Origin of the sequence: Streptomyces sp. AM 2-1-1, from assembly GCF_029167645.1 — a bacterium.
Taxonomy (GTDB): Bacteria; Actinomycetota; Actinomycetes; order Streptomycetales; family Streptomycetaceae; genus Streptomyces.
Window position 1 is genome coordinate 5,563,207 of sequence record NZ_CP119147.1, and the last position, 21,804, is coordinate 5,585,010.

Consider the following 21,804-nt stretch of genomic DNA (forward strand, 5'->3'; position numbering starts at 1 on the left):
TTGCTGAGGGGCACGAGGTACGCCGGGGCGTTGAAGGGGCAAGCGACGTGCGCCGGGGTTGGCCGGGTGTACGTGAGGTGGGTGCGGGCCCCGGCACACTGAGAGGGCCGGGCACGTGGGTGCCCGGCCCTTTCCGTGTCCCTGGTGCGAGGGCTTCGACGTGGTCGTGGACCGCGGCGGAGGGACGGGGCGGAGGGACGGGGCGGCGGTCGCCGGCGCGCTGTCGTGGCATGCGCGCCGTCTTGGCCTGCGCGCTGTCTTGGTCGGACGCGCTGTCCTGGTCGGACCCGCTGTCCTGGTCGGCGCCGGGAGGGGCAGACGGGTCGCGAGCGGCCGAGGAGAGCCCGGTGCGGTGAGGGTGGCCGAGCCCGGGAGAGTCGGTCGTGCGGAGTTGGCTGCGGGTCGCGGGAGTCGGTCGCCGCGGCGGTGGCTGCCGGGCCGGGGCGCCGGTGTGGCGCCACCCGTCCGAAAGCGCTGCGCGGTCGCGACCGGTGGGGGAGAGAGCCGGTGCGAACAGGCGGTACCGAGAGCCGGTGTCGGTGGGACGGCGTCCCCCTCCCCAGGCGAGAGGCGGTACAACGTCGGCTGAACACCGTGAAAAACCAGTGAGAACCGGTCAAGCGACTGTGTCTAAGCGTCAGAAGTTGCCGTAGGGTCGCGGGAGTCCTCGCGCTGGGGAGCGCGAACATCCGTCGTCGGGGAGGGACCAGACCATATGGCAGCGCAATTCGGCCGTCGCCTGCGCAGAGGGGCCACCAGCACCGCGGTGGCCGCCGCCGTCATCGCGGCCCTCTCCGCGTCGCAGGCACCCGGCGCCCCCCTGGCCGCGGACACCCCGCCCGGCGGGACCGACCAGCCGACGTCGGCCGAACCCGAGCAGGGCGCCGCCACCGGCAACGACGGTTACCACACGGATCTGCCGCCGCTGACGACTCCCGACGGCCCGATCGCGTCCGTCCAGCTGCCTGCTGCCACCAGCCTCGAATCGGGCATCCCCGCCTCCGTCCTCGCCGCCTACACGCGGGCCCAGTCGACCATCGGCATCACCGACCCGGCCTGCCGGCTGCCCTGGCAACTCCTCGCCGCCATCGGGAAGGTGGAGTCGGGACAGGCGCGCGGCGGCAAGGTCGACGCGCGCGGCACCACCCTCACCCCGATCCTCGGCCCCGCCCTCGACGGCAACGGGTTCGCGCTCATCCAGGACACGGACAACGGCGCGTACGACGCCGACTCCGTCCACGACCGCGCGGTCGGGCCGATGCAGTTCATCCCGTCCACCTGGGCCATGTGGGGCCAGGACGCCAACGGTGACGGACGCAAGGACCCCAACAACGTCTACGACGCGGCGCTCGCCGCCGGACGTTACCTCTGCGCCGGTTCCCGGGACCTGTCCCTCGACCCCGACATCGACCGTGCGGTGCTCAGTTACAACCACTCCACCGCGTACCTGACGACCGTGCGATCGTGGTTCGCGTACTACCAGCGGGGCACGCACACCGTCCCCGACGGAAGCGGTGTCCTGCCGGTCACCCCCGGCCCGGCGACCGGCTCCGGCAGCGGTCCCGCCTCGCTCAGGCCGTTGCTCCCCTCGACCTCGCCGTCGCCGTCGCCCTCGCCGCCCACGCGGCCGTCGCCTACGCCGTCCCCCGACGGGTCGCCGGGAACCGCCTCGCCCTCCCCGAGTCCCACACCGACGCCGGGCAGCCCCGGACACACGCAGCCCACCGAACCGCCCACGACCGGCACCCCGCCGCCGCCCACCCCGACCGTCAAGCTCTCCGGGGTGGAGAACACCGGATCCGGCACGCTGACCGCCATGGCGGGAGAGCAGTTCGCCGGGAAGGTCACCGTGCGGGCAGTGGACGGACGGGGCGAAGGCTTCGCCAAGGCCCCCGTCACCTTCACGATCCAGGGCGACACCGACGCCCGCTTCGTCGGCGGCGGGAGCAGTGCCGAGGCCGTCACCGGAGCGGACGGCACCGCCGTGGCCCCGGCGGTGGTGGCGGGTGAGACCACGGGCGACTTCACCGTCCACGTCGTCGTCGGCACCGCCCCTCAATTCAGCCTGGATGTCGCGGCGACCGTCACCGCCCGCCGGGCCGACGCGGTCACCCCGACGACCGGAACCGTGGCGACAGCCACCACCGGCGGTGATTTCGCCGGGGAGATCCAGGTCAAGGCGACCCTCGACGGAGCCGTCGCCTCCGGCGTCGCCGTCACTGCCACGGTTCTCACCGATGCCGGGCAGCCGGTCGCGGACGGTGAGGGTCCCTCCTTCCCCGGATCGGACGGGGCCGCCGTCAGCACGCTGACCGGAGTGACGACCGACGCGGACGGCCTGCTCACCCTGCCGAAGATCCACGCGGGCGACACCGCGGGCATCTACACGCTCCGGATCACCACCGAAGGCGGCGCCACCGTCGACATCCGGCTGACCGTCGAGGCGGCACCCGCAGCCTGACGCCACCGGCCGACTGATCCCACCCGGCGCACACCACCGGGCGCCTCTGACGCCACCCGGCGCCACGCCGCGCGCCCGTTCCGAACTGCCTCGGTACGGGCGCGCGGCCCGTGGAGGGCCCGGAGTTGCGGGACACCGGGCCGACGGGCGGCGGCTGTATCGGTGACAGCTGTATCCATCCCGTCGGTCCCGCCGTGCCCGGCCGGTACGCGGTGGCGGGCGGGTCGCCGTACCGGGCCGGCGGCTCGGGTCGCAGCGGCCCGAGCGGTCGCAGCCGTCTGTCGGTCCGACAGTCGACGGCCGTACCGAGCCCTCGGCCATGGTCGCACCGCCCTCGGGTGACGGCCGAACGGCGTCGGCGGGTCTCGGCCGGGCCGGGCCGACGGTCCACGTCACGCCGGGACGCCGACTCATGGCCGCACCGGGACGCCGACTCACGGTCGCACCGGGACACCGGCTCACAGTCGCACCGGGACACCGGGACGCCGGCTCACGGTCGCACCGAGACCCCGACTCACGGTCGCACCGGGCCCAAGGCCCATGGCCGCACCGACACACCGGCTCACGGCCGCACCGACACACCGGCTCACGGCCGCACCGAGCCGACGGGTGAGGGTCGTACCGTCACTCGGTCACGGAGGCCCGCCCTCGGGCGACGGCCGCCCCGGGCCCGTGGGCCATGGGGTATTCCGTCCGCAGGCAACGACCGGACCCCGCCCCGCACCTGATGGCCGTGCCCCGCCCGCGGGCCACGACCACACCGGGCCCGCAGCGACGGGCCACCCGGCCCGCCCGCTCGCCCGGCCCGCCCGGCCTGCAGGGGCGCAGGTGACAGCCGCACCGGGTCCTCAGGTCACAGTCCTGCCGAGCCCTCCCCGGGGCGCGGCCGAGTCGAGCAAGCGGGGTCGCGAGCGGTGCCGCCTGCGGGTGGCAGCCGTACCGGTCGACGGGTCAGGGCCGCCCCTCCCGCTTCAGTCGCGCCGAAGTGAACCTGGTGGCCGTCACCGTCGACGGATCTTCCGGCCAGGGATGCTTGGGGTAACGTCCGCGCAGCTCCGCCCTGACCGCTCGGTAACCCTCCCGCCAGAACGAGGCCAGATCCGCGGTGACCGCCGCAGGCCGGCCCGCCGGCGACAACAGGTGGACCAGCACCGGCACTCCGGCCACCGAGGGCGTCTCGGCCAGACCGAACAGCTCCTGCAGCTTGACCGCCAGTACGGGCTGCTCGCCGCCGTACTCCACCCGGACGCGGGAACCGCTCGGCACCTCGATCCGCTCCGGGGCCAGCTCGTCCAGCCGGGACGCCTCACCGGTCGCCCACGGCAGCAGCCGACGCAGCGCCTGCCCCGCGTCGATCCGTCCCAGGTCCGCGCGGCGACGGGCGCGCGACAGCTCCGGCTCCAGCCACTCCCCGGCACGCGCCACCAGAGCCTCGTCCGACACCTCGGGCCACGGCGCCCCCAGTGCCCGGTGCAGGAACGCGAGCCGGGCCCGGAGCTGCTCACCGTCCCTGGTCCACCGCAGCAGCGCGGTGCCTTCCCGGCCCAGCCCTTCCAGCAGCGCCGTCCGTATCAGCTCCGGGGCCGGCTGCCGAAGTGGGCGCACCGCGAGCTCCACCGCCCCCAGCCGGTCCACGACGCGTGCCACCACGTCGCCGTCGCTCCAGCGGACCTCCTCCCCACGGAACCGCAGATGACCCGCGGCCAGCACCGCCGTGTCCTCGTCGATCACCGCGGCCAGCCCCACCCGGGCCGACGCGGCGTGCGCGGGCCGATCGGCCACCGCGACCGCGAGCCACGGCGAGCCGCGCAGCCCTGAACCCTCCCGCAGCTCCGCCCCGGTCCCGGACGCCATCAGGAACGCCTCCCCGCCCCGGTTGCGCGCCACCCGCTCCGGGAACGCCAGCGCCGCCACCAGCCCGACGGCGGCGTCGTCCGTGAGTGCCTGGGCGGCGGCTGCCGGACCGCCGCCGGACGAACCACCCCCGGACGGGTCCCTGCCGGCCGAGTCGGTCAGGGAGGACGACAGCCGTCGCACCTCCTGACGCCAGCGCGCGGCATACCCGTCGCCGCCCCGGCGCGCGGTGCGCAGGGCCGCCGCGAGGTCGTCCCCGTACGCGCGGGGCGGCTCCTCGCTCAGCAGAGCCACCACCTCGGCCGCTCTGCGCCCGCCCACCTCCCGGGCGCCGTCGACCAGGGCCCGCGCCAACCGGGGGTGAACGCCCAGGCGGGACATCCGTGTGCCGCGCGCGGTCGCCCGCCCGTCCGCGTCCACCGCCCCGACCGCCGTCAGCACCTCACGGGCCGCGCTCATCGCCCCTGCGGGTGGGGGGTCGAGCAGCGCCAGGCCCGTCGCCCCCGGGTCTCCCCAGCACGCTGTCCGGAGTGCGAAGCCCGCGAGGTCGGCGACCCGGATCTCCGGGGCCGGGAACCGGGCGAGCCGCCCGTCCTCCGCCTCCGTCCAGCACCGGTACACCGCACCGGGAGCCTCCCGTCCCGCACGGCCCGCCCGTTGCCGCCCGGTCGCCTGCGAGGCCCGCACGGTCGTCAGGGCGCTCAGCCCCCGGGCGTGATCCGTCCGGGGCTCCCGGGCGAGGCCGCTGTCGACCACGACCCGCACCCCGGGCACGGTCAGTGAGGACTCCGCGACCGAGGTCGCCAGCACGACGCGCCGGCCTGCGCCGGAGCCGCCGGCGAGCACCGCGTCCTGGACGGCGGCGGGGGCCTGCCCGTGCACCTGGAGCACCTCCGCCCCGCTCCCCGCCAGCTGCCCCGCGACCCGGGCGATCTCGCCGACGCCGGGCAGGAAACAGAGCACGTCGCCGTCGCGTTCGGCGAGCGCCCTGCGCACCACCGAGGCGACGTGCGTCAACAACGCGGGATCGACCCGCATCCCGTGCGGCGGCCGGACCGGCGCGGCGGGCGGCGCCCAGACCACCTCCACCGGATGGGAGACCCCGGCCGCCTCGATCACCGGAGCGTCACCGAGCAGCCGGGCCCAGCCTTGCGCGTCGGTCGTCGCGGAGGCGGCCACCAGCCGCAGATCCGGGCGAAGGGTCTCCCGCACGTCCAGCAGGAACGCGGCGGCGGTGTCGGCGTCCAGATGGCGTTCGTGGCACTCGTCGAGGATGACCACGTCGGCCCCGGCCAGCTCCTGGTCGCGCTGGAGGCGCTGGAGCAGCACTCCGGTGGTGACGACCTCCACCACGGTCCGGGCCCCGACGGCCCGCTCGCCGCGCACGGTGAAACCGACGCGCTCCCCGGGCCGCTCGCCGAGGAGCCAGGCCATCCGGCGGGCGGCGGCCCGGGCGGCGATCCTGCGGGGCTCGGCGACCACGACCCGGCGGGGCGGACCCTCACCGGTCAGCCCGGCGAGGACCAGCGGCACGAGGGTCGTCTTGCCGGTGCCGGGAGGCGCGCAGAGCACGGCGGTGCCCCGCTCGTCGAGCGCCCGGCGCAGTGCGGGCACGGCGGTGCGGACGGGGAGGGCGACCAGGGCATCGGTTCGGATCACGCACCCAGTGTCGTACGGGTGGGCAATGGCTCCCCACCTCCGCACGGGGGAGCCGTTTCCCCCGTGCGGGGGATACCGCCGGCCGAAGCGCCCGGCAAAGTCGGTCCTGTCGCCGTCCGGCGGTTCCCGCCCGGGGACGGTCGGCAGACTTCTCTCGCGAAAGGGCCCGCCATGCTTCAGCCACGCATCGACCGCCACCCACGCATCGACCGCCACCCGTACGTCGACCGCCAGCCACGTATCGACCGCCTCCCGTACGTCGACCGTCACGCGTTGCCCGACCACCACCCATGCATCGGCCTTCACCCACGCATCGGCGGACGCACGGCACGCCGACCGCACCCGCGGCGAGGGCCGGGAGGGTCAGTCCCGTTCGCAGACGAAGATCGCCGTACCCGGGATGAGGTTGCCGCGCAGCGGGGACCAGCCGCCCCACTCCTGGTGGTTCCAGTCGGGCCACTCCGGTTCGACGAGGTCGACGAGGCGGAAGCCGGCCGCCACCACGTCCCGTACCCGGTCGCCCAGCGTCCGGTGGTGCTCGACGTAGACGGCCTCGCCCGCGTCGTCCTGTTCGACGTAGGGGACGCGGTCGAAGTAGGAGGCGGCGACGGAGAGCCCTTCGGGGCCCGGTTCGTCGGGGAAGGCCCAGCGGATCGGATGGGTCACCGAGAAGACCCAGCGGCCGCCCGGCCGCAGCACCCGCCGGACCTCGCGGAAGACGCGTACCGGGTCGGCGACGAAGGGCACCGCGCCGTAGGCGGAGCAGGCGAGGTCGAAGGTGCCGTCACGGAAGGGCAGCACCCCGGCGTCGGCCTCGACGAGGGGTACCTCGTCGCCGATCCGCAGCGCGTGCTGGAGCTGCCGGTGGGAGAGGTCGAGTGCCACGGGGCGGGCTCCCTGGGTCGCCAGCCAGCGCGAGCACTGCGCCGCGCCCGCGCCGATCTCCAGCACGTCGCGGCCCGCGAGTGAGGCGGCGGGACCGAGCAGCCCGGCTTCCGCCTCGTCGAGCCCTTCCGGCCCCCAGACGAACCGGTCGTCGCCGAGGAACGCCCCGTGGTCGCTCTGGTACGTGTCGGCGTTCCGGTCCCACCAGCCGCGGCTGGCCCGGCTGCTCTCCGTGTCGCCCGCCTCGCGGCGCGTCGCTTCGGGTTCGGTTCCGTAGGTCTCTTGGCTCATCGTGTCCGTCGTTGTAGTTTGCCTTTACCCCGCCGCGTGCGGCCGGGTGCGGTGGGTATCCGTGAGGAGGCCGCCGTGTGCGGGCTCCGGCGTGCGGCGACGCGCGTACGAGAACTTCGCGGCCCCGACATGGCCCGGACGCGGCCGAGTTGCGCCGGATATGGCCCGTTGCGCCCCGCGTGTGCGCCTTCGCGCATTGACCGTGTCCGGCTGCCCCCGTATGCTACAAGTTGCGCTGCGAGCCTGCGCGCCTCAGACCTAGCAGGCCGCGCTCGCGTCTGTTGCATGTCCCCTCGGTTGTCGAGGTGTCCCCCGGAGACGGGTCGGACGCTTTCCCGGCTGTCCGGCTTCTGCAGAGGCGATACGGGCTCACGGCGTAGCAGTACCTACGACTCTCTGTCCGTACCGGAGCCCTTTCCCACATGACGAGCAGCACCGAGACCACCGCCACCACTCCGCAGGTTGCGGTCAACGACATCGGCGACGCGGACGCGTTCCTCGCGGCGATCGACGAGACGATCAAGTACTTCAACGACGGCGACATCGTTGAAGGTGTCATCGTCAAGGTCGACCGCGACGAGGTTCTCCTCGACATCGGTTACAAGACCGAAGGTGTCATCCCGAGCCGCGAGCTCTCGATCAAGCACGACGTCGACCCGAACGAGGTCGTCAAGGTCGGCGACGAGATCGAGGCCCTGGTTCTCCAGAAGGAGGACAAGGAAGGCCGCCTGATCCTCTCGAAGAAGCGCGCGCAGTACGAGCGTGCTTGGGGCACCATCGAGAAGATTAAGGAAGAGGACGGCATCGTCACCGGTACCGTCATCGAGGTCGTCAAGGGTGGTCTCATCCTCGACATCGGCCTCCGTGGCTTCCTGCCGGCGTCGCTCGTCGAGATGCGTCGCGTCCGCGACCTCCAGCCCTACGTGGGCAAGGAGCTCGAGGCGAAGATCATCGAGCTGGACAAGAACCGCAACAACGTGGTCCTGTCCCGCCGTGCCTGGCTGGAGCAGACCCAGTCCGAGGTTCGCCAGACGTTCCTCACCACCCTGCAGAAGGGCCAGGTCCGCTCCGGCGTCGTCTCCTCGATCGTCAACTTCGGTGCCTTCGTGGACCTGGGTGGCGTCGACGGTCTCGTTCACGTCTCCGAGCTGTCCTGGAAGCACATCGACCACCCGTCCGAGGTTGTCGAGGTCGGCCAGGAAGTCACCGTCGAGGTCCTCGACGTCGACATGGACCGTGAGCGCGTCTCCCTGTCGCTGAAGGCGACGCAGGAAGACCCGTGGCAGCAGTTCGCCCGGACGCACCAGATCGGTCAGGTCGTCCCCGGTAAGGTCACCAAGCTCGTTCCGTTCGGTGCGTTCGTCCGCGTCGACGAGGGCATCGAGGGCCTGGTCCACATCTCCGAGCTGGCCGAGCGCCACGTGGAGATCCCGGAGCAGGTCGTCCAGGTCAACGACGAGATCTTCGTCAAGGTCATCGACATCGACCTTGAGCGTCGTCGCATCAGCCTCTCGCTGAAGCAGGCCAACGAGTCCTTCGGCAGCGACCCGGCCTCGGTCGAGTTCGACCCGACCCTGTACGGCATGGCCGCGTCCTACGACGACCAGGGCAACTACATCTACCCCGAGGGCTTCGACCCCGAGACCAACGACTGGCTCGAGGGCTTCGAGTCGCAGCGTGAGGTCTGGGAGACCCAGTACGCCGAGGCGCAGCAGCGCTTCGAGCAGCACCAGGCGCAGGTCATCAAGTCCCGCGAGGCCGACGAGGCCGCCGCTGCCGAGGGTGCTGCTGCCCCGGCCGGCGCCCCGGCTGCCTCCGGCGGCAGCGGTGGCGGCTCCTACTCCTCGGAGTCGGCGGACAACTCCGGCGCCCTGGCGTCGGACGAGGCGCTCGCCGCTCTGCGCGAGAAGCTGGCCGGCGGCCAGAGCTGAAGCTCTGACCCCGGCGACCGCTGACGGACGGCGGTAGCAGGCGTAGGTACGCATGAGGCCCGTCCCCTTCGGGGGGCGGGCCTCATGCTGTGCCCGGGGCCTCCGGGCCGTATGTTCAGGGGCGGCGCGGCGCCGTCAGGGAGTGACGCCGATGTTCGTCAGACCGTACCCACCCCTCACCGTGTTGTCGGCGTACACGGTCGTGGTGCAACTCGGCGTGTTCGCCGTGACGTTGATCGCCAGTCGCAGGGTGCCGGTGGCGCCGGCCAGGTCGGACGCGTTGTCGCGGAAGACCGTGCCGCAGCCCCAGCCCGGCTGCTGGGTGTGGGTCTCGTAGCCGTTGTTGGTCGTACGGAAACCGGTGTTGCCCTGGACGAGGACGTCGTTGCCCTTCACGTCGACCCAGGAGTCGTCGAAGTTCGCTCCGGTGAGCCCGCTGCCGTCGAAGGTGTTGCCGATGATCCGGGCGCCCGTGGTGCCCTCCTTGATGTCGACGTTCTCGCCGCCCACGCCCGGGCCGATGGTGTTGCCGCTGATCTCGACCCGGTCGCTGCGGTCGGTGAGGTCGCCCGCCGTGCCGACGTAGACGCCCTCACCCATCCCGCGCCCGTCGTGCCCGGTGTCGTAGATCCGCGAGTCGCGAAGGACCCCGTCCTTGCTGGACGTGCGGAAGTGCACCCCCTCCATGTCGAGGTCGTGGATGGTCACCGACTCGATGACCACCCCGTTGGCGGCGTCGGTCACGATGCCCTTCTGCCCGCCGGTGACCGTGACGCCCCGGACGGTCCAGTACGAGGCGCCGTTCAGATGCAGTCCGTAGCCGCCGCCGGCGCTGAGTACCGCCCCGGCGGATCCGGTCAGGGTGATGCGGGCGGTCGCGGTACCCGCGACGGTCGCCTTGAAGTTGCCGGTGTACGTGCCGTCCGCCAGGCGGATCGTGTCGCCCGGCACGGCGGCCGCGAGCGCCGCCTTGAGCTGCTTCGCGGTGCTGACGTCGACCACGGTGGCGGCCCCGGCCGGTCCCGCGGAGGCGAGGGTGAGGCCGCAGGTGACGAGGGCGGCGGCGAGCAGGGGGGTGAGGGGGGTGCGGGTGCGCATGGAAGTGCCTTCCCGAAGAGTCCAGAGAGCCCGAATTTTTCTTGTACGTGAATGTGGGGCGAGAACCTGAACGAGCGACCTCGTGACCCGGGGCCTCCCGTCCCGATCGGACTGGGCTTGCGCGGGCGGCGCCCGAACCGGCCCGATCGGGACCGGATGTCCCGGGTCGTTCGTCCGGATCGCGCCGGACCCGCGCCTCCTGTCCGATGCAGACGGAAACCTAGGGCGCGGACCGGAGGGCGTCAAGGTCTGGACCATTGCCCGACTATCGGTCTTCCTTCTCCGCCCAGAGAAACATGTGGGATACACGAGTAACTGACGGGCCGTAACACCCACTTGCCAGGATCCCGGCATCGACAAGATCCACCGAGGAGTCGGGACATGACCTCTACATCCAGCACGCCGAGCGCCGCCGCGTCCGGTTCCAGCCGCCGCAACTTCCTGCGTCAGGTCGGTCTCACCAGCGGTGCCGGCGCCATGTTCGCCACCATGGGGGCGCTCGGCCTCGCTCCCACCGCCCAGGCGGCCGGCCGGGAACCCGCCTTCCACGCCCCCAGCAAGGGTGACTTCCACCTGAAGGGCAAGGCGGCCGCGAAGGTCGTCGTCGTCGGCGGCGGCATCGCCGGCCTCGCCTCCGCGTACGAACTCGGCAAGGCGGGCTACGACTGTACGGTCCTGGAGGCCCGGGGGCGTACCGGTGGCCGCAACACCACCATCCGGGGCGGGGACACCACCACCGACCTGTACGGGAACAAGCAGACGGCGAAGTTCCACGACGGGCAGTACATGAACGCCGGTCCCGGCCGGATTCCCCAGTGGATGGTCACGCTCGACTACTGCCGTGAACTCGGCGTCCCCGTAGAGGTGTTCACCAACGTGAACGCCAACGCCTACATTTTCAACGAGCGCACCGGGATGAAGGCCCCGATGCGCTACCGCACGGCCAAGGCCGACATGTACGGCTACGTCTCCGAACTCCTCGCAAAAGCCACCGACATGGGTGCGCTGGACCGTCAGATCAGCGCGGACGACCAGGAGAAGCTGCTGGAGTTCCTGAAGGACTTCGGTGACATCGGGGACACCCTGGAGTACACGGGCAGCCCGCGACGCGGTTACACCGTCGACCCCGCCGCCGTCGGCACCCCCGGCGAGGTGCTCGGAGGCGTACCGACCGCCTCGGAGATCTTCTCGACCAACGTGGGCCGTTACTTCTCCTTCGAGTTCGAGTACGACCAGGCCATGCTGATGTTCCAGCCCGTCGGCGGCATGGACCAGATACCCGCGGCACTGACCCGGGCGATAGGCAGCCGCCGCATACGGACCGGCGCCGCCGTCACCGACATCACGGACACCCCGCACGGCGTCACCGTCACCTACACCCAGGACGGCCGTACCCGCACCATCGACGCCGACTACTGCATCGCCGCGCTGCCGCCGAACATCCTGGCCAAGACCTCGCACAACCTCGGCTCCGCCGTGCAGACCGCGCTCCAGGGGTGCAGGCCCTCGTCCGCGGGCAAGATCGGACTCGAGTACAAGAACCGCTGGTGGGAGACGGACCACCGGATCTACGGCGGCATCACCGAGACCGACATGGACCTCTCCCACATCTGGTACCCGTCCTACGGCCACAACGGAGACCGCGGGCTCATCATCGGCTACTACAACACCGGCGCCAACGCCGACTCCTACGCCGCGCTCGCGCCCAAGGACCGCGAAGCCCGCGCCCTGGCCCAGGGCGTCAAGATCCACGGCGAGAAGTACCGTACGGAACTCGCCTCGTCCTTCTCGCACCACTGGCGCCAGACCCCCTACCTGGAGGCCGCCTGGCACTCGCTCTCCGGAGGCCCGGAGGCCGCCGCCTTCGCCCCGCTCAACAAGGCGGCCGGCCGCGTCTACTTCGCGGGCGACTACCTGAGCAACACCGACGCCTGGCAGCACGGGGCGTTCACCTCGGCCCGCAAGGCCGTGACCGCCCTGCACAGCCGGGTCCTGGCGTAAGCACTGCCGCCCGGGCAGGAGTGCTCGGGTAAACATCCCGTGACGGGGCGCGGACGGGGAATGTCCGTGCCCCCCGGGGCGTTCTCCTCTGCGAACACGAGGAGGAGCGGTAACCGTGCCTGATCCGCAGAGTCTGTACGAATGGGAGCCGAAGGGGCTGGCCGTCGTCGACATGGCGTTGGCCCAGGAGTCGGCCGGCCTGGTCATGCTCTATCACTTCGACGGGTACATCGACGCCGGCGAGACCGGCGAGCAGGTCGTCGAGGGACTGCTGGAGTCGCTGCCGCACCAGGTGGTGGCCCGCTTCGACCACGACCGGCTGGTGGACTACCGCGCCCGGCGCCCGCTGCTCACCTTCCGGCGCGACCGGTGGACGGCCTACGAGACCCCGACCCTGGACGTCCGCGTCGTCCAGGACGCCACCGGCGCCCCCTTCCTCCTGCTCTCCGGTCCCGAACCGGACGTGGAGTGGGAGCGGTTCGCCGCCGCGGTCGAGCAGATCGTCGAACGCCTCGGCGTGCGGCTCTCCGTGACCGTCCACGGCATCCCCATGGGAGTGCCGCACACCCGGCCGGTCGGCCTCACCCCGCACGGCAACCGCGTCGATCTGATGCCGGGCCACAGCACCCCGTTCGACGAGGCACAGGTCCCCGGCTCGGCCGCCGCCCTCGTCGAATACCGCCTGGCCGAGGCCGGGCACGACGTGCTCGGCGTGGCCGCGCACGTCCCGCACTACGTCGCCCGGTCCGCCTACCCGGACGCGGCGCTCACCAGCCTGGAGGCCATCACCGCCGCCACCGGCCTGGTGCTGCCCACCGTCGCGCACACCCTGCGCACCGCCGCGCACCGCACCCAGACCGAGATCGACCGGCAGATCGGCGAGGGCGACGAAGAACTCGTCGCGCTCGTCGAAGGTCTCGAGCACCAGTACGACGCGATCGCCGGCTCCGAGACCCGCGGCAACCTCGTCGCCGAACCGGTGGACCTGCCGTCCGCCGACGAGATCGGGCTCGAATTCGAGCGGTTCCTCGCCGAGCGCGAGGGCGACGCCTGACGGTGGCGGTTCCGGCCCACCGCACGGGTGCGCCGGACCGCCACCGGGTGGGACACGGGCCGGGCCGCCCCGTAGGCTGCCGCTCATGCTGACAGTGGGCCTGACCGGCGGCATCGGCGCCGGCAAGAGCGAAGTGTCCCGGCTGCTCGCCTCGTACGGAGCGGTACTCATCGACGCCGACCGCCTCGCACGCGAGGTCGTCGCCCCCGGCACGCCGGGACTCGCCGCCGTCGTGGGAGAGTTCGGCGCCGGTGTCCTCCTGGAGGACGGCAGTCTGAACCGGCCCGCACTCGGCTCGATCGTCTTCGCCGACAGCGATCGCCTCGCCGCCCTCAACGCCATCGTGCACCCGCTCGTGAGGGACCGGACCGCCGAACTGGAGAAGTCCGCCGGACCCGGGTCGGTCGTCGTCAACGACGTCCCCCTGCTCACCGAGAACGGTCTCGCTCCCCTCTACGACCTGGTCGTCGTCGTCGACGCCACCCCCGCCACCCAGCTCGACCGGCTCGTCCGGCTGCGCGGCATGACGGAGGCCGACGCCCGGGCCCGGATGGCGGCCCAGGCCAGCCGCGAGGAACGGCTCGCCGTCGCCGATCTCGTCGTGGACAACGACGGCCCCCTCGCCGACCTGGAACCACAGGTGCGCACGGTGTGGGAGGAACTGTCCCGACGGGCGGCCTCCGGTCCCACCCGTGACCGCACGGACGGTCCCGCCCGCGACCGCACGGAATAGCGGGGAACTGCCCGACGTTGGAAACGGCCGAGCCGAGGGAAGGATGCGACCGTGCCCGAACGGAACCCGGAAACCCATGTGATCGACTTCCGTGCCGCCGAGCAACTGCTGGCCGCGCGGGACCCCCAGGGTGCGGTGAAGCTCCTCGACTCGGTGATCGCGGCCCACCCGGAGAACACCGCGGCCCGGTTGCTGCGTGCCAGAGCGTTCTTCGCCGCCGCCCAACTGCGACCGGCGGAGCTGGAGTTCGAGCTCGTCCTGGAGCGGGAGCCGGACAACGCCTTCGCCCACTTCGCACTGGCCCGCACCTTCCAGCGGTCCGGGCGCCCTGAGCAGGCCACCCGCCACTTCCGGCTCGCCGCCGCCCTCGACCCCAACCCGGAGTACTTGAGCGCCGCGCGCTTCGACAGCCGCGACTGAGCGGGCGCGGGGCGCGGGAGCGACCGGGGCGCCCGACCCGCACCGGACAGTCGGCGCGCGTACGCGACAGGCTCGCGCGGCGGCGAGGACCTCCGCGCTCGTGGAGCCCCGCCGAGACGTGGGACTCCCGCAAGCCCTCAAGGAGCACCGCCGGGGCTCCGAGATTCCCGCCCCCACCTCACCTCACGGAGCCCTCGTCCACGGCCGGTCCGTCCGCCCGTCGCCGTGTCCCGGTTCGTACGGGGGGACCTCCCTGCCCGGCTGGAAGTGGGCGCCCTGGCGCATCCGGTGGACGATCACCACGAAGTCCGCCGCCGTCACCGCCAGCAGCACGCCGCAGGCCACCGCCCATCCGGGACGATCGGCGAGGGAGAACGCGACCACCCCGAACAGGGTCCAGGCGACGCCCCACAGACTCAGCCAGAGCCGCATGCGCAGCGGACTGCGCGCGGTCACGGGTTCACTGCCGGTACGCATCTCTCATCACCTCACGTCCAGCATGGACCCGTGCCGTCGTGGATGCGGAATGCCGGAGGGGGATGTGCGTGACGGTACCGGGAGTGCGGGTCGGCATGCGCGGGTGCGGGGCTGTCCGGTGGGCGGCGCCGCCGGCGACGCGCCGGGCAACCCGGCGGAGTTCCTCTCGCCGGCGGGCATACGGCGCGCGTACGGGCCCGCACGTTCTGCGGCAACCCGCTCGGGGCGCTGCACGGCTGGGGGCCGCACGGCTCGGCGCGCTGCACGGCGACGCGCCGCCGCCGGCCGCCCGGCTGGTGCGCACCGAAGGGCCGGCCCCGGTCGCGGGGATCGCGGACGACCGCTCCCGCCGGTCCGGAGGGCCGGTCCACTGGTCGGCGGGCCGTTGCCCCGGGCACTCCGGCGGGCCGTTGCCCCCGGCACTGAGGGCGCGGGCCACGGGCCGCCGGCCCTTCCGAGGGCCGCCGGAGCGGAGGCCGGTCAGTGCACGAGGGTGTAGCTGCGCCAGACCGGGGTGCTCGGGGCGTCCTGGTCGGTGAGGCGGGTGGAGAGGTAGGTGCTGCCCTTGCCGGTGCAGTCGCGGGAGCGGTAGAGAACCATGTCGATGAGAGTGTTGTTGTCGACCGTCTTCGCACCCCCCGGCAGTGCGTGGCAGCCCCGTACCAGCGGACTTTGCTCCATGACCTCGACATCGCGCTCGTTGGTGTAGATGACCGGCCCGACCGCTGTGCGGCCGAGACCCGAACAGCCCGAGGCGGCACCCAGAGCGGTGAGGGCCAGCAGGACGGCCCCCGCGGCGCGGGGACGGCGGATGCGGTGGTGGAGCGTCGCTGTCACGGACATGGGCGGGTCCTCGTCTGCTCGTCCGGATCATCAGGGGGTGCGGGGGTACGGCACGGCGCGAGGGCGCCGCACCTGAGGTGCCGCACGGGAATTCCGTACGGGCGCCTGCCACGCTGCCCGCTCCGGAGCGCCCCGGCACCCGGGGAGGGCCGACCGGGCGACTTCCGGGAGAGTTGGGGGTTCCCTTGGGGTGCGAATAGGGCATAACGTGTTAATAGGCAACGGTTCCGTCCCGGCGCCGTTGTGTGTCGTGCCAGTGGCAGGGGGCCGTCATGGTCCAAGTGCTAGTGATCGCGATCGTCGCGGTGATCGCCGTCTGCGTTCTGTTCGCAGTCGCGGGGGTCCGCGTCGTCCGACAGTACGAGCGAGGGGTGGTGCTCCGGCTCGGCCGGCTGCGCAACGAGATCAGGGGGCCCGGACTCACGATGATCGTCCCTGGCGTGGACCGGCTCCGTAAGGTCAATCTGCAGATCGTCACGATGCCGGTGCCCGCGCAGGACGGGATCACCAGGGACAACGTGACCGTCCGGGTCGACGCGGTCATCTACTTCAAGGTGATCGACGCGGCGAGCGCGGTCATCCAGGTCGAGGACTACCGCTTCGCCGTCTCGCAGATGGCGCAGACGTCGCTCCGTTCGATCATCGGCAAGAGCGACCTGGACGATCTGCTGTCCAACCGCGAGAAGCTCAACGAGGGCCTGGAGCTGATGATCGACAGTCCTGCCGTGGGCTGGGGCGTCCAGATCGACCGGGTGGAGATCAAGGACGTCTCCCTGCCGGAGACGATGAAGCGCTCCATGGCCCGGCAGGCCGAGGCCGACCGCGAGCGCCGGGCCCGCGTGATCAACGCCGACGCCGAACTCCAGGCGTCGAAGAAGCTGGCGGAGGCCGCGGGCCAGATGTCCGCGCAACCCGCCGCCCTCCAGTTGCGACTCCTGCAGACGGTGGTCGCGGTCGCGGCGGAGAAGAACTCGACGCTGGTGCTTCCCTTCCCCGTGGAGCTGCTCCGCTTCCTGGAACGGGCGCAGCAACCGCAGGCGGGCGACGGGCAGTCCCGTCCGGTCGCCTCCGAGGCGCCGCCCACCGGACCCGCGCCGACCGCCGCCCGGAACGGGGCACCGCACGGATCCGGCACCCCGTCCCCCCAGGGGGCCCGCCCTCCGTCGCCCCCGCCCCGGTACGCCGCCACTCCGCGCCCGGCGTCGCCTGCGGACACCGACGCCGACGCCGACGCCCCGCCCCGGTCGGACCGTCTCACCCGGCACTGAAGCGGTCGGGTACCGGAAGGCTCCGGAGGGAGCGAAGACCATCCGGAAGGCCGCGCGTATCCGGAAGGGAGGAGCGCGCGGGGACCGGGTGGGTAGGGCAGCGAGTGGGCAAGGCAGCGAGTGGGCGGTGGCCGCGTCGGGCCCGGGACCGTCAAAGCCGAGCCGGGGCCGCCCGGAACCGAGACCGGCGCGTACGGCCCGGGTACCCGACCCCGTCCACCCGGCCCCCGGCCCCGTCCACCCGGCCTCCGGCCCCCCGGCCCCGCCATCCGAGGCCCGGCCCTCGTTCCCGGTCCCCCCGCGCGGCCCGGACCCGGCCCGACCTGGCCCGATGCCGGGCGCGACCGGCGCTGTCGGACCTCCCGCCTAGACTCGTCGGGGCCGGAGGACGACGCCGGCGACGACATCAGCGACGGGGCGCGGCGCGTCCGGAGAAGAGCGGGAGGGGTGGCCGGTATGGCGGTGCGGGAGCTGTCCGACCGGGACACGGACCGCTTGCTGCGGCGTGCCGCCGTCTTCCTGCCCGCCGCCCTGCCGAGGGACGGGCGGATCGCCTTCTGGGACCCGCAGGACAGCGGCTGGGACCCCGCCGGCCACCTGGCACACCCGGGGGACCCGTCACGCCCGGAGCGGCCGGACGACGAGGCGGGAGCGGCATCCTCCCCGGAGGAGCCCTTCGCCGCCGGCGCTCCGGCCGTTGCCGAGATCACCGTCGTGCGCGCCCACGGCGCGCTGGGGGCCCGCCGCCGCCAGGTGCCTGCCCTGCTCCTCCCGATCGCCGACGCCGTACCGCTGCTCGCCGGCGCCCGGCACCTGCCGTCCTCCCACCCGGCCACCCGATGCTGGGGCGCGGCTACCGTGCACGCCCTGACCCTGGTGGCCCGCGGACGGATGCTGCCCGGGCTGACGCCGGAGGACCACGACGCCTGGCGGGCCGGACCGCGTGACGCCGCGGACGTGGCCCATCTGCGGGCGGTCGCGGCAGCCATGCCGGCCGAGGGGTACGCCGTGCCCCTGCCCGGCACGACCCCGCTCCGCCTCGCCGATCCGGAGTTCCTCGTCGGCGCCTTCCTCGACGCGGTCGCCGACACCCTGCCCAGGACCCCCGCGGCCGCCTTCGCCCCGGGGGCGCCGTTCGCCGCCCGGGAGGCGCAGCACCTCCCCGGCGCCGCCGCCTGGGCGGTGGAGGTGGCGGCCGGGCTCGACGCCGGCGTCCAGGTCTCGCTCCGGCTCGACCTGTCGGCCCTCGAACTCTTCGACAGCGCGGACCCCCACGCGTCCGAGGACGTCTCCGGGGGACCGGCCGCCCCCGCCGCACGGCACGCCGCAGCGGCCGTCGTCCAAGTGCACAGCCTCGCCGACCCGACCCGCGTCACCGATGCGGCGGCCCTCTGGGACGGCGTCGCCGGCGAACCCTTCGGCCCGCGCTCCCGGGTCGACACCGTGCTCGCGCTGCGCAGGGCCGCCCGGGCGTGGGCTCCGCTGGAGCGCCTGCTCGACCAGCCCGTCCCCGACGTGCTCGCCCTCACCGAGGACGAGCTGTACGAACTGCTCGGGCCGGCCGCCGCCCGTCTCGCGGACCTCGGTGTCAGCCTCCACTGGCCGCGCGAACTCGCCCGCTCGCTCACCGCCGCCGCCGTCGTGCGCCCCGCTCCGGGCTCCGCCACCGACGGCACCTCCTTCTTCGACGCCGAACGCCTCTTCGCCTTCGACTGGCAGCTCTCCCTCGGGGACGAGCCGCTGACCGAGGCCGAGATGGACCGCCTCGCCGAATCGCACCGGCCGGTGGTACGGCTGCGCGACCAGTGGGTGGTCGTCGACCCGGGCCTCGTCCGCAGGGCGCGCAAGCGGGAGCTGGGCCTCCTCGCCCCCGTGGAGGCCCTCGCCGTCGCCCTCACCGGCAGCGCCGAACTCGACGGTGAGCAGGTGGAGGCCGTACCCACCGGCACCCTCGCCGCCCTGCGCGCCCGCATCCTCGACGAGGACACCGTCCTCGCACCGCCTCCCGGACTGCACGCCACGCTGCGCGACTACCAGGTGCGCGGCCTGACGTGGCTGGACAGGATGACCTCGCTCGGCCTCGGCGGGTGCCTCGCCGACGACATGGGCCTCGGCAAGACGATCACCGTGATCGCGCTCCACCTCCACCGCGCCCACGCGGCACCGACCCTGGTGGTCTGCCCGGCCTCCCTGCTCGGCAACTGGCACCGCGAGATCAACCGCTTCGCCCCCGGCGTGCCGGTCCGCCGCTTCCACGGCACCGACCGTGCCCTCCCCGGCGAGGAGGGCGGGTTCGTCCTGACCACGTACGGCACCATGCGCTCCAGCGCGGAACAGCTGGCCGGCCACGGCTGGGGGCTGGTCGTCGCCGACGAGGCGCAGCACGTCAAGAACCCGCACTCCTCCACGGCCAAGGCGCTGCGCACCATCCCGGCTCCCGCCCGCGTGGCGCTCACCGGCACCCCGGTGGAGAACAACCTCTCCGAACTCTGGGCCCTGCTCGACTGGACCACCCCGGGCCTGCTCGGACCGCTCAAGGCGTTCCGTTCCCGGCACGCCCGGGCCGCGGAGAACACCGGCACCGCGGCGGGGCTGGGAAACGACGAGGCCGTCGAACGCCTGGCGCGGCTGGTCCGCCCCTTCCTGCTGCGGCGCAAGAAGTCCGATCCGGGCATCGCCCCCGAACTCCCGCCCAAGACGGAGACCGACCACCCGGTCTCCCTGACCCGGGAACAGGCCACGCTCTACGAGGCGGCGGTCCGCGAGACGATGGCCCGGATCGAGGAGTCGGAGGGGATCGCCCGCCGCGGCCTGATCATGAAGCTGCTCGGTTCCCTCAAGCAGATCTGCAACCATCCGGCGCAGTACCTCAAGGAGAGCGCGCCGCGCCTGGACGGACGCTCCGGCAAGCTCGCCCTCCTCGACGAGCTGCTCGACACCATCCTGGCCGAAGACGGGTCGGTGCTGATCTTCACCCAGTACGTCTCGATGGCCCGGCTGCTCTCCGACCACCTGGCCGCGCGCGCCGTCCCCTCGCAGCTGCTGCACGGCGGTACGCCGGTGGCGGAGCGCGAACGCATGGTGGACCGCTTCCAGCAGGGTGAGGTGCCCGTCTTCCTGCTCTCGCTGAAGGCGGCCGGTACGGGCCTCAACCTCACCCGCGCCGCCCACGTGGTGCACTACGACCGCTGGTGGAACCCGGCCGTCGAGGAGCAGGCCACCGACCGCGCGTACCGCATCGGCCAGACGCAGCCCGTCCAGGTGCACCGGCTGATCGCCGAAGGCACCGTCGAGGACCGCATCGGCGAGCTGCTGGAATCCAAGCGCGCCCTCGCCGACGCCGTGCTCGGCAGCGCCGGGGAGAGCGCGCTGACCGAGCTGAGCGACCGTGACCTCGCCGACCTCGTCTCGCTCCGGAGGCCCGCATGAGCCCCCGCCCCGGCGCCCGGGGGCTCGGCGTCCGCACCCCCGTCGCACCGAACGGGAGCCGTGCCCCCGCGGCCCGTCCCGGACCGGACGGGCTGCGCCGGACCTTCGAGGCGGTTCCCGCCCGAGGGTCCGCCGAGGGAGAGCCGTTCGCCGACAGCTGGTGGGGCCGCGCCTGGGTGGACGCGCTGGAAGCGCTGTCGCTGGACGGAGAGCGCCTCGCCCGCGGCCGCGCGTACGCTGACTCCGGCCACGTCGCCGCGATCACCGTCACGCCCGGCCGGGTCGTCGCGTACGTGCACGGCAGCCGGCCCCGCCCGTACCGTGCGGAGATCCGCCTGAGGGTCTTCACCGAGAGCGGCTGGGACACCCTGCTCGACGCGGTGGCGGCCCGCCCCGGGCACTTCTCCGCCCTGCTCGCCAGGACCATGCCGCACGCGCTGGTCGACACGGCGGAAGGGGCCGGCGTCCGGCTGCTGCCGGCCGTCGACGACCTGGACCCCACCTGCTCCTGCCCCGACCGGGCGCTGCCCTGCAAGCACGTCGCGGCGCTCTGCTACCAGACGGCGCGGCTGCTGGACGCCGACCCGTTCGTCCTGCTGCTCCTGCGCGGGCGCGGGGAACGCGAGCTCCTGGACGAGCTCGCCCGGCGCAACGCCGAGCACGCCGCCCGCGAGCGCCCCGAGGTTCCCGAAGCCCCGTCCGTACCCGCCGGGGAGGCGCTCGCCGAGCGCTACCTGCCACCGCTGCCGCCCCCGCCGCCCCTACCCGCTCTCCCCGGCAGGCCGCCCGCCTATCCCGAACTCCCCGGCTCCCGCGACCCGTTGGCGTTGGACCAGCTGGCCACCGACGCGGCGGCCCGCGCCCACGCGATCCTCACCACCGGCCGCGACCCCATCGCCGGACTGAGCGCCTGGCAGGACGCCGTGCGGCTGGCCGCCGCCGGCCCCACCGCCGGCCTCACCGCCACCACCCGGGCCCTCTACCGCGAACTCGCGTACGCCACCGGCCGCACCACCACCGACCTCGCCCGCGCGGTGGCCGCCTGGCGTCAGGGCGGCGCCGAGGGCCTCGCCGTGCTGGAGACCCCGTGGGACCCGCCGGCCGGTCCCTTCGACCGGGCCCGCCCGGCCCTGGCCGCCGCCGACTTCCCCCGCTTCCAGCCCCGGCGCAACCACCTCACCGACCCCGGCGGCCGGCGCCAGCTCCGCTACGGCCGGGACAACCTCTGGTACGGCTACGAATCCGACCCGGGCAGCGAGGACTGGTGGCCCCGCGCCATGCCGGGCACCGACCCGGTGGGCGTCCTGCTGGCGCTGCTCGGCCGCTGAACGACGGCGGCGGCCGTCGGGCGACAGCGGTGACGGCGGGGCGCGAAAAACCGCTGGAGCAGGGCGTGTTGC

The 21,804-nt window shown here is 73.4% G+C and carries 14 protein-coding genes; 9 read left to right on the plus strand and 5 right to left on the minus strand.

The annotated features are described in order from the left end of the window. Positions 1-715: 715 nt before the first annotated feature. Positions 716-2,461 (plus strand): lytic transglycosylase domain-containing protein, encoded by a 1,746-nt coding sequence (locus PZB77_RS24290; protein WP_275494742.1) that lies wholly within the window; start codon positions 716-718, stop codon positions 2,459-2,461. A 951-nt stretch (positions 2,462-3,412) separates the two neighbouring features. On the opposite strand, the gene hrpB is transcribed toward PZB77_RS24290, so the two are convergent. Both hrpB and PZB77_RS24300 read right to left on the minus strand, forming a co-directional pair. Beyond that, positions 3,413-5,974 carry an ATP-dependent helicase HrpB gene (gene hrpB, locus PZB77_RS24295; RefSeq protein ID WP_275494743.1) on the minus strand — a complete coding sequence of 854 codons (2,562 nt, stop codon included), beginning with the start codon at positions 5,972-5,974 and terminating at the stop codon, positions 3,413-3,415. A gap of 363 nt (positions 5,975-6,337) precedes the next feature. Beyond that, entirely contained in the window at positions 6,338-7,150 is an 813-nt protein-coding gene (locus tag PZB77_RS24300; protein WP_275494744.1) for a methyltransferase domain-containing protein, read from the minus strand. Between the two features lie 422 nt (positions 7,151-7,572). On the opposite strand from PZB77_RS24300, the gene rpsA reads away from it, so the two are divergent. Continuing rightward, the gene (gene rpsA, locus PZB77_RS24305; protein WP_275494745.1) at positions 7,573-9,081 is read left to right on the plus strand and encodes a 30S ribosomal protein S1; all 1,509 of its coding nucleotides are present in this window, start codon (positions 7,573-7,575) and stop codon (positions 9,079-9,081) included. Positions 9,082-9,216: 135 nt separating this feature from the next. On the opposite strand, the gene PZB77_RS24310 is transcribed toward rpsA, so the two are convergent. After that, positions 9,217-10,179: a right-handed parallel beta-helix repeat-containing protein gene (locus PZB77_RS24310; protein ID WP_275494746.1), complete on the minus strand. Its 963-nt coding sequence runs from the start codon at positions 10,177-10,179 to the stop codon at positions 9,217-9,219. 477 nt (positions 10,180-10,656) lie between these two features. Between PZB77_RS24310 and PZB77_RS24315 the strand changes: the two genes are divergently transcribed. The 4 genes from PZB77_RS24315 (at position 10,657) to PZB77_RS24330 (ending at position 14,387) form a co-directional block, all read left to right on the plus strand. Next, the gene (locus PZB77_RS24315; protein ID WP_275496200.1) at positions 10,657-12,180 is read left to right on the plus strand and encodes an FAD-dependent oxidoreductase; all 1,524 of its coding nucleotides are present in this window, start codon (positions 10,657-10,659) and stop codon (positions 12,178-12,180) included. Positions 12,181-12,295: 115 nt separating this feature from the next. Further along, on the plus strand, positions 12,296-13,234 hold the full coding sequence (locus PZB77_RS24320; RefSeq protein WP_275494747.1) for a PAC2 family protein: 939 nt from the start codon (positions 12,296-12,298) through the stop codon (positions 13,232-13,234). Between the two features lie 85 nt (positions 13,235-13,319). After that, positions 13,320-13,967, plus strand: coding sequence for a dephospho-CoA kinase (coaE, locus tag PZB77_RS24325; RefSeq protein ID WP_275494748.1), 648 nt, complete (start codon positions 13,320-13,322; stop codon positions 13,965-13,967). A gap of 51 nt (positions 13,968-14,018) precedes the next feature. Next, positions 14,019-14,387 carry a tetratricopeptide repeat protein gene (locus tag PZB77_RS24330; RefSeq protein WP_275494749.1) on the plus strand — a complete coding sequence of 123 codons (369 nt, stop codon included), beginning with the start codon at positions 14,019-14,021 and terminating at the stop codon, positions 14,385-14,387. A gap of 183 nt (positions 14,388-14,570) precedes the next feature. Here the strand turns inward: PZB77_RS24330 and PZB77_RS24335 are convergent, their stop codons facing one another. Both PZB77_RS24335 and PZB77_RS24340 read right to left on the minus strand, forming a co-directional pair. Continuing rightward, positions 14,571-14,864, minus strand: a complete 294-nt coding sequence (locus tag PZB77_RS24335; protein ID WP_275494750.1) for a DUF6343 family protein — start codon at positions 14,862-14,864, stop codon at positions 14,571-14,573. Between the two features lie 480 nt (positions 14,865-15,344). Then, positions 15,345-15,707 (minus strand): hypothetical protein, encoded by a 363-nt coding sequence (locus PZB77_RS24340; protein ID WP_275494751.1) that lies wholly within the window; start codon positions 15,705-15,707, stop codon positions 15,345-15,347. Between the two features lie 272 nt (positions 15,708-15,979). Here PZB77_RS24340 and PZB77_RS24345 point away from each other — a divergent pair, with 272 nt between their 5' ends. The 3 genes from PZB77_RS24345 (at position 15,980) to PZB77_RS24355 (ending at position 21,732) form a co-directional block, all read left to right on the plus strand. Next, positions 15,980-16,975, plus strand: a complete 996-nt coding sequence (locus PZB77_RS24345; RefSeq protein ID WP_275494752.1) for an SPFH domain-containing protein — start codon at positions 15,980-15,982, stop codon at positions 16,973-16,975. 456 nt (positions 16,976-17,431) lie between these two features. Then, positions 17,432-20,404, plus strand: a complete 2,973-nt coding sequence (locus tag PZB77_RS24350; protein WP_275496201.1) for a DEAD/DEAH box helicase — start codon at positions 17,432-17,434, stop codon at positions 20,402-20,404. Beyond that, a complete protein-coding gene (locus tag PZB77_RS24355) occupies positions 20,401-21,732 on the plus strand; it encodes an SWIM zinc finger family protein (protein WP_275494753.1) in 1,332 nt (443 codons plus the stop codon). Before PZB77_RS24350 ends, PZB77_RS24355 begins: the two co-directional genes overlap by 4 nt. Positions 21,733-21,804: the final 72 nt, after the last annotated feature.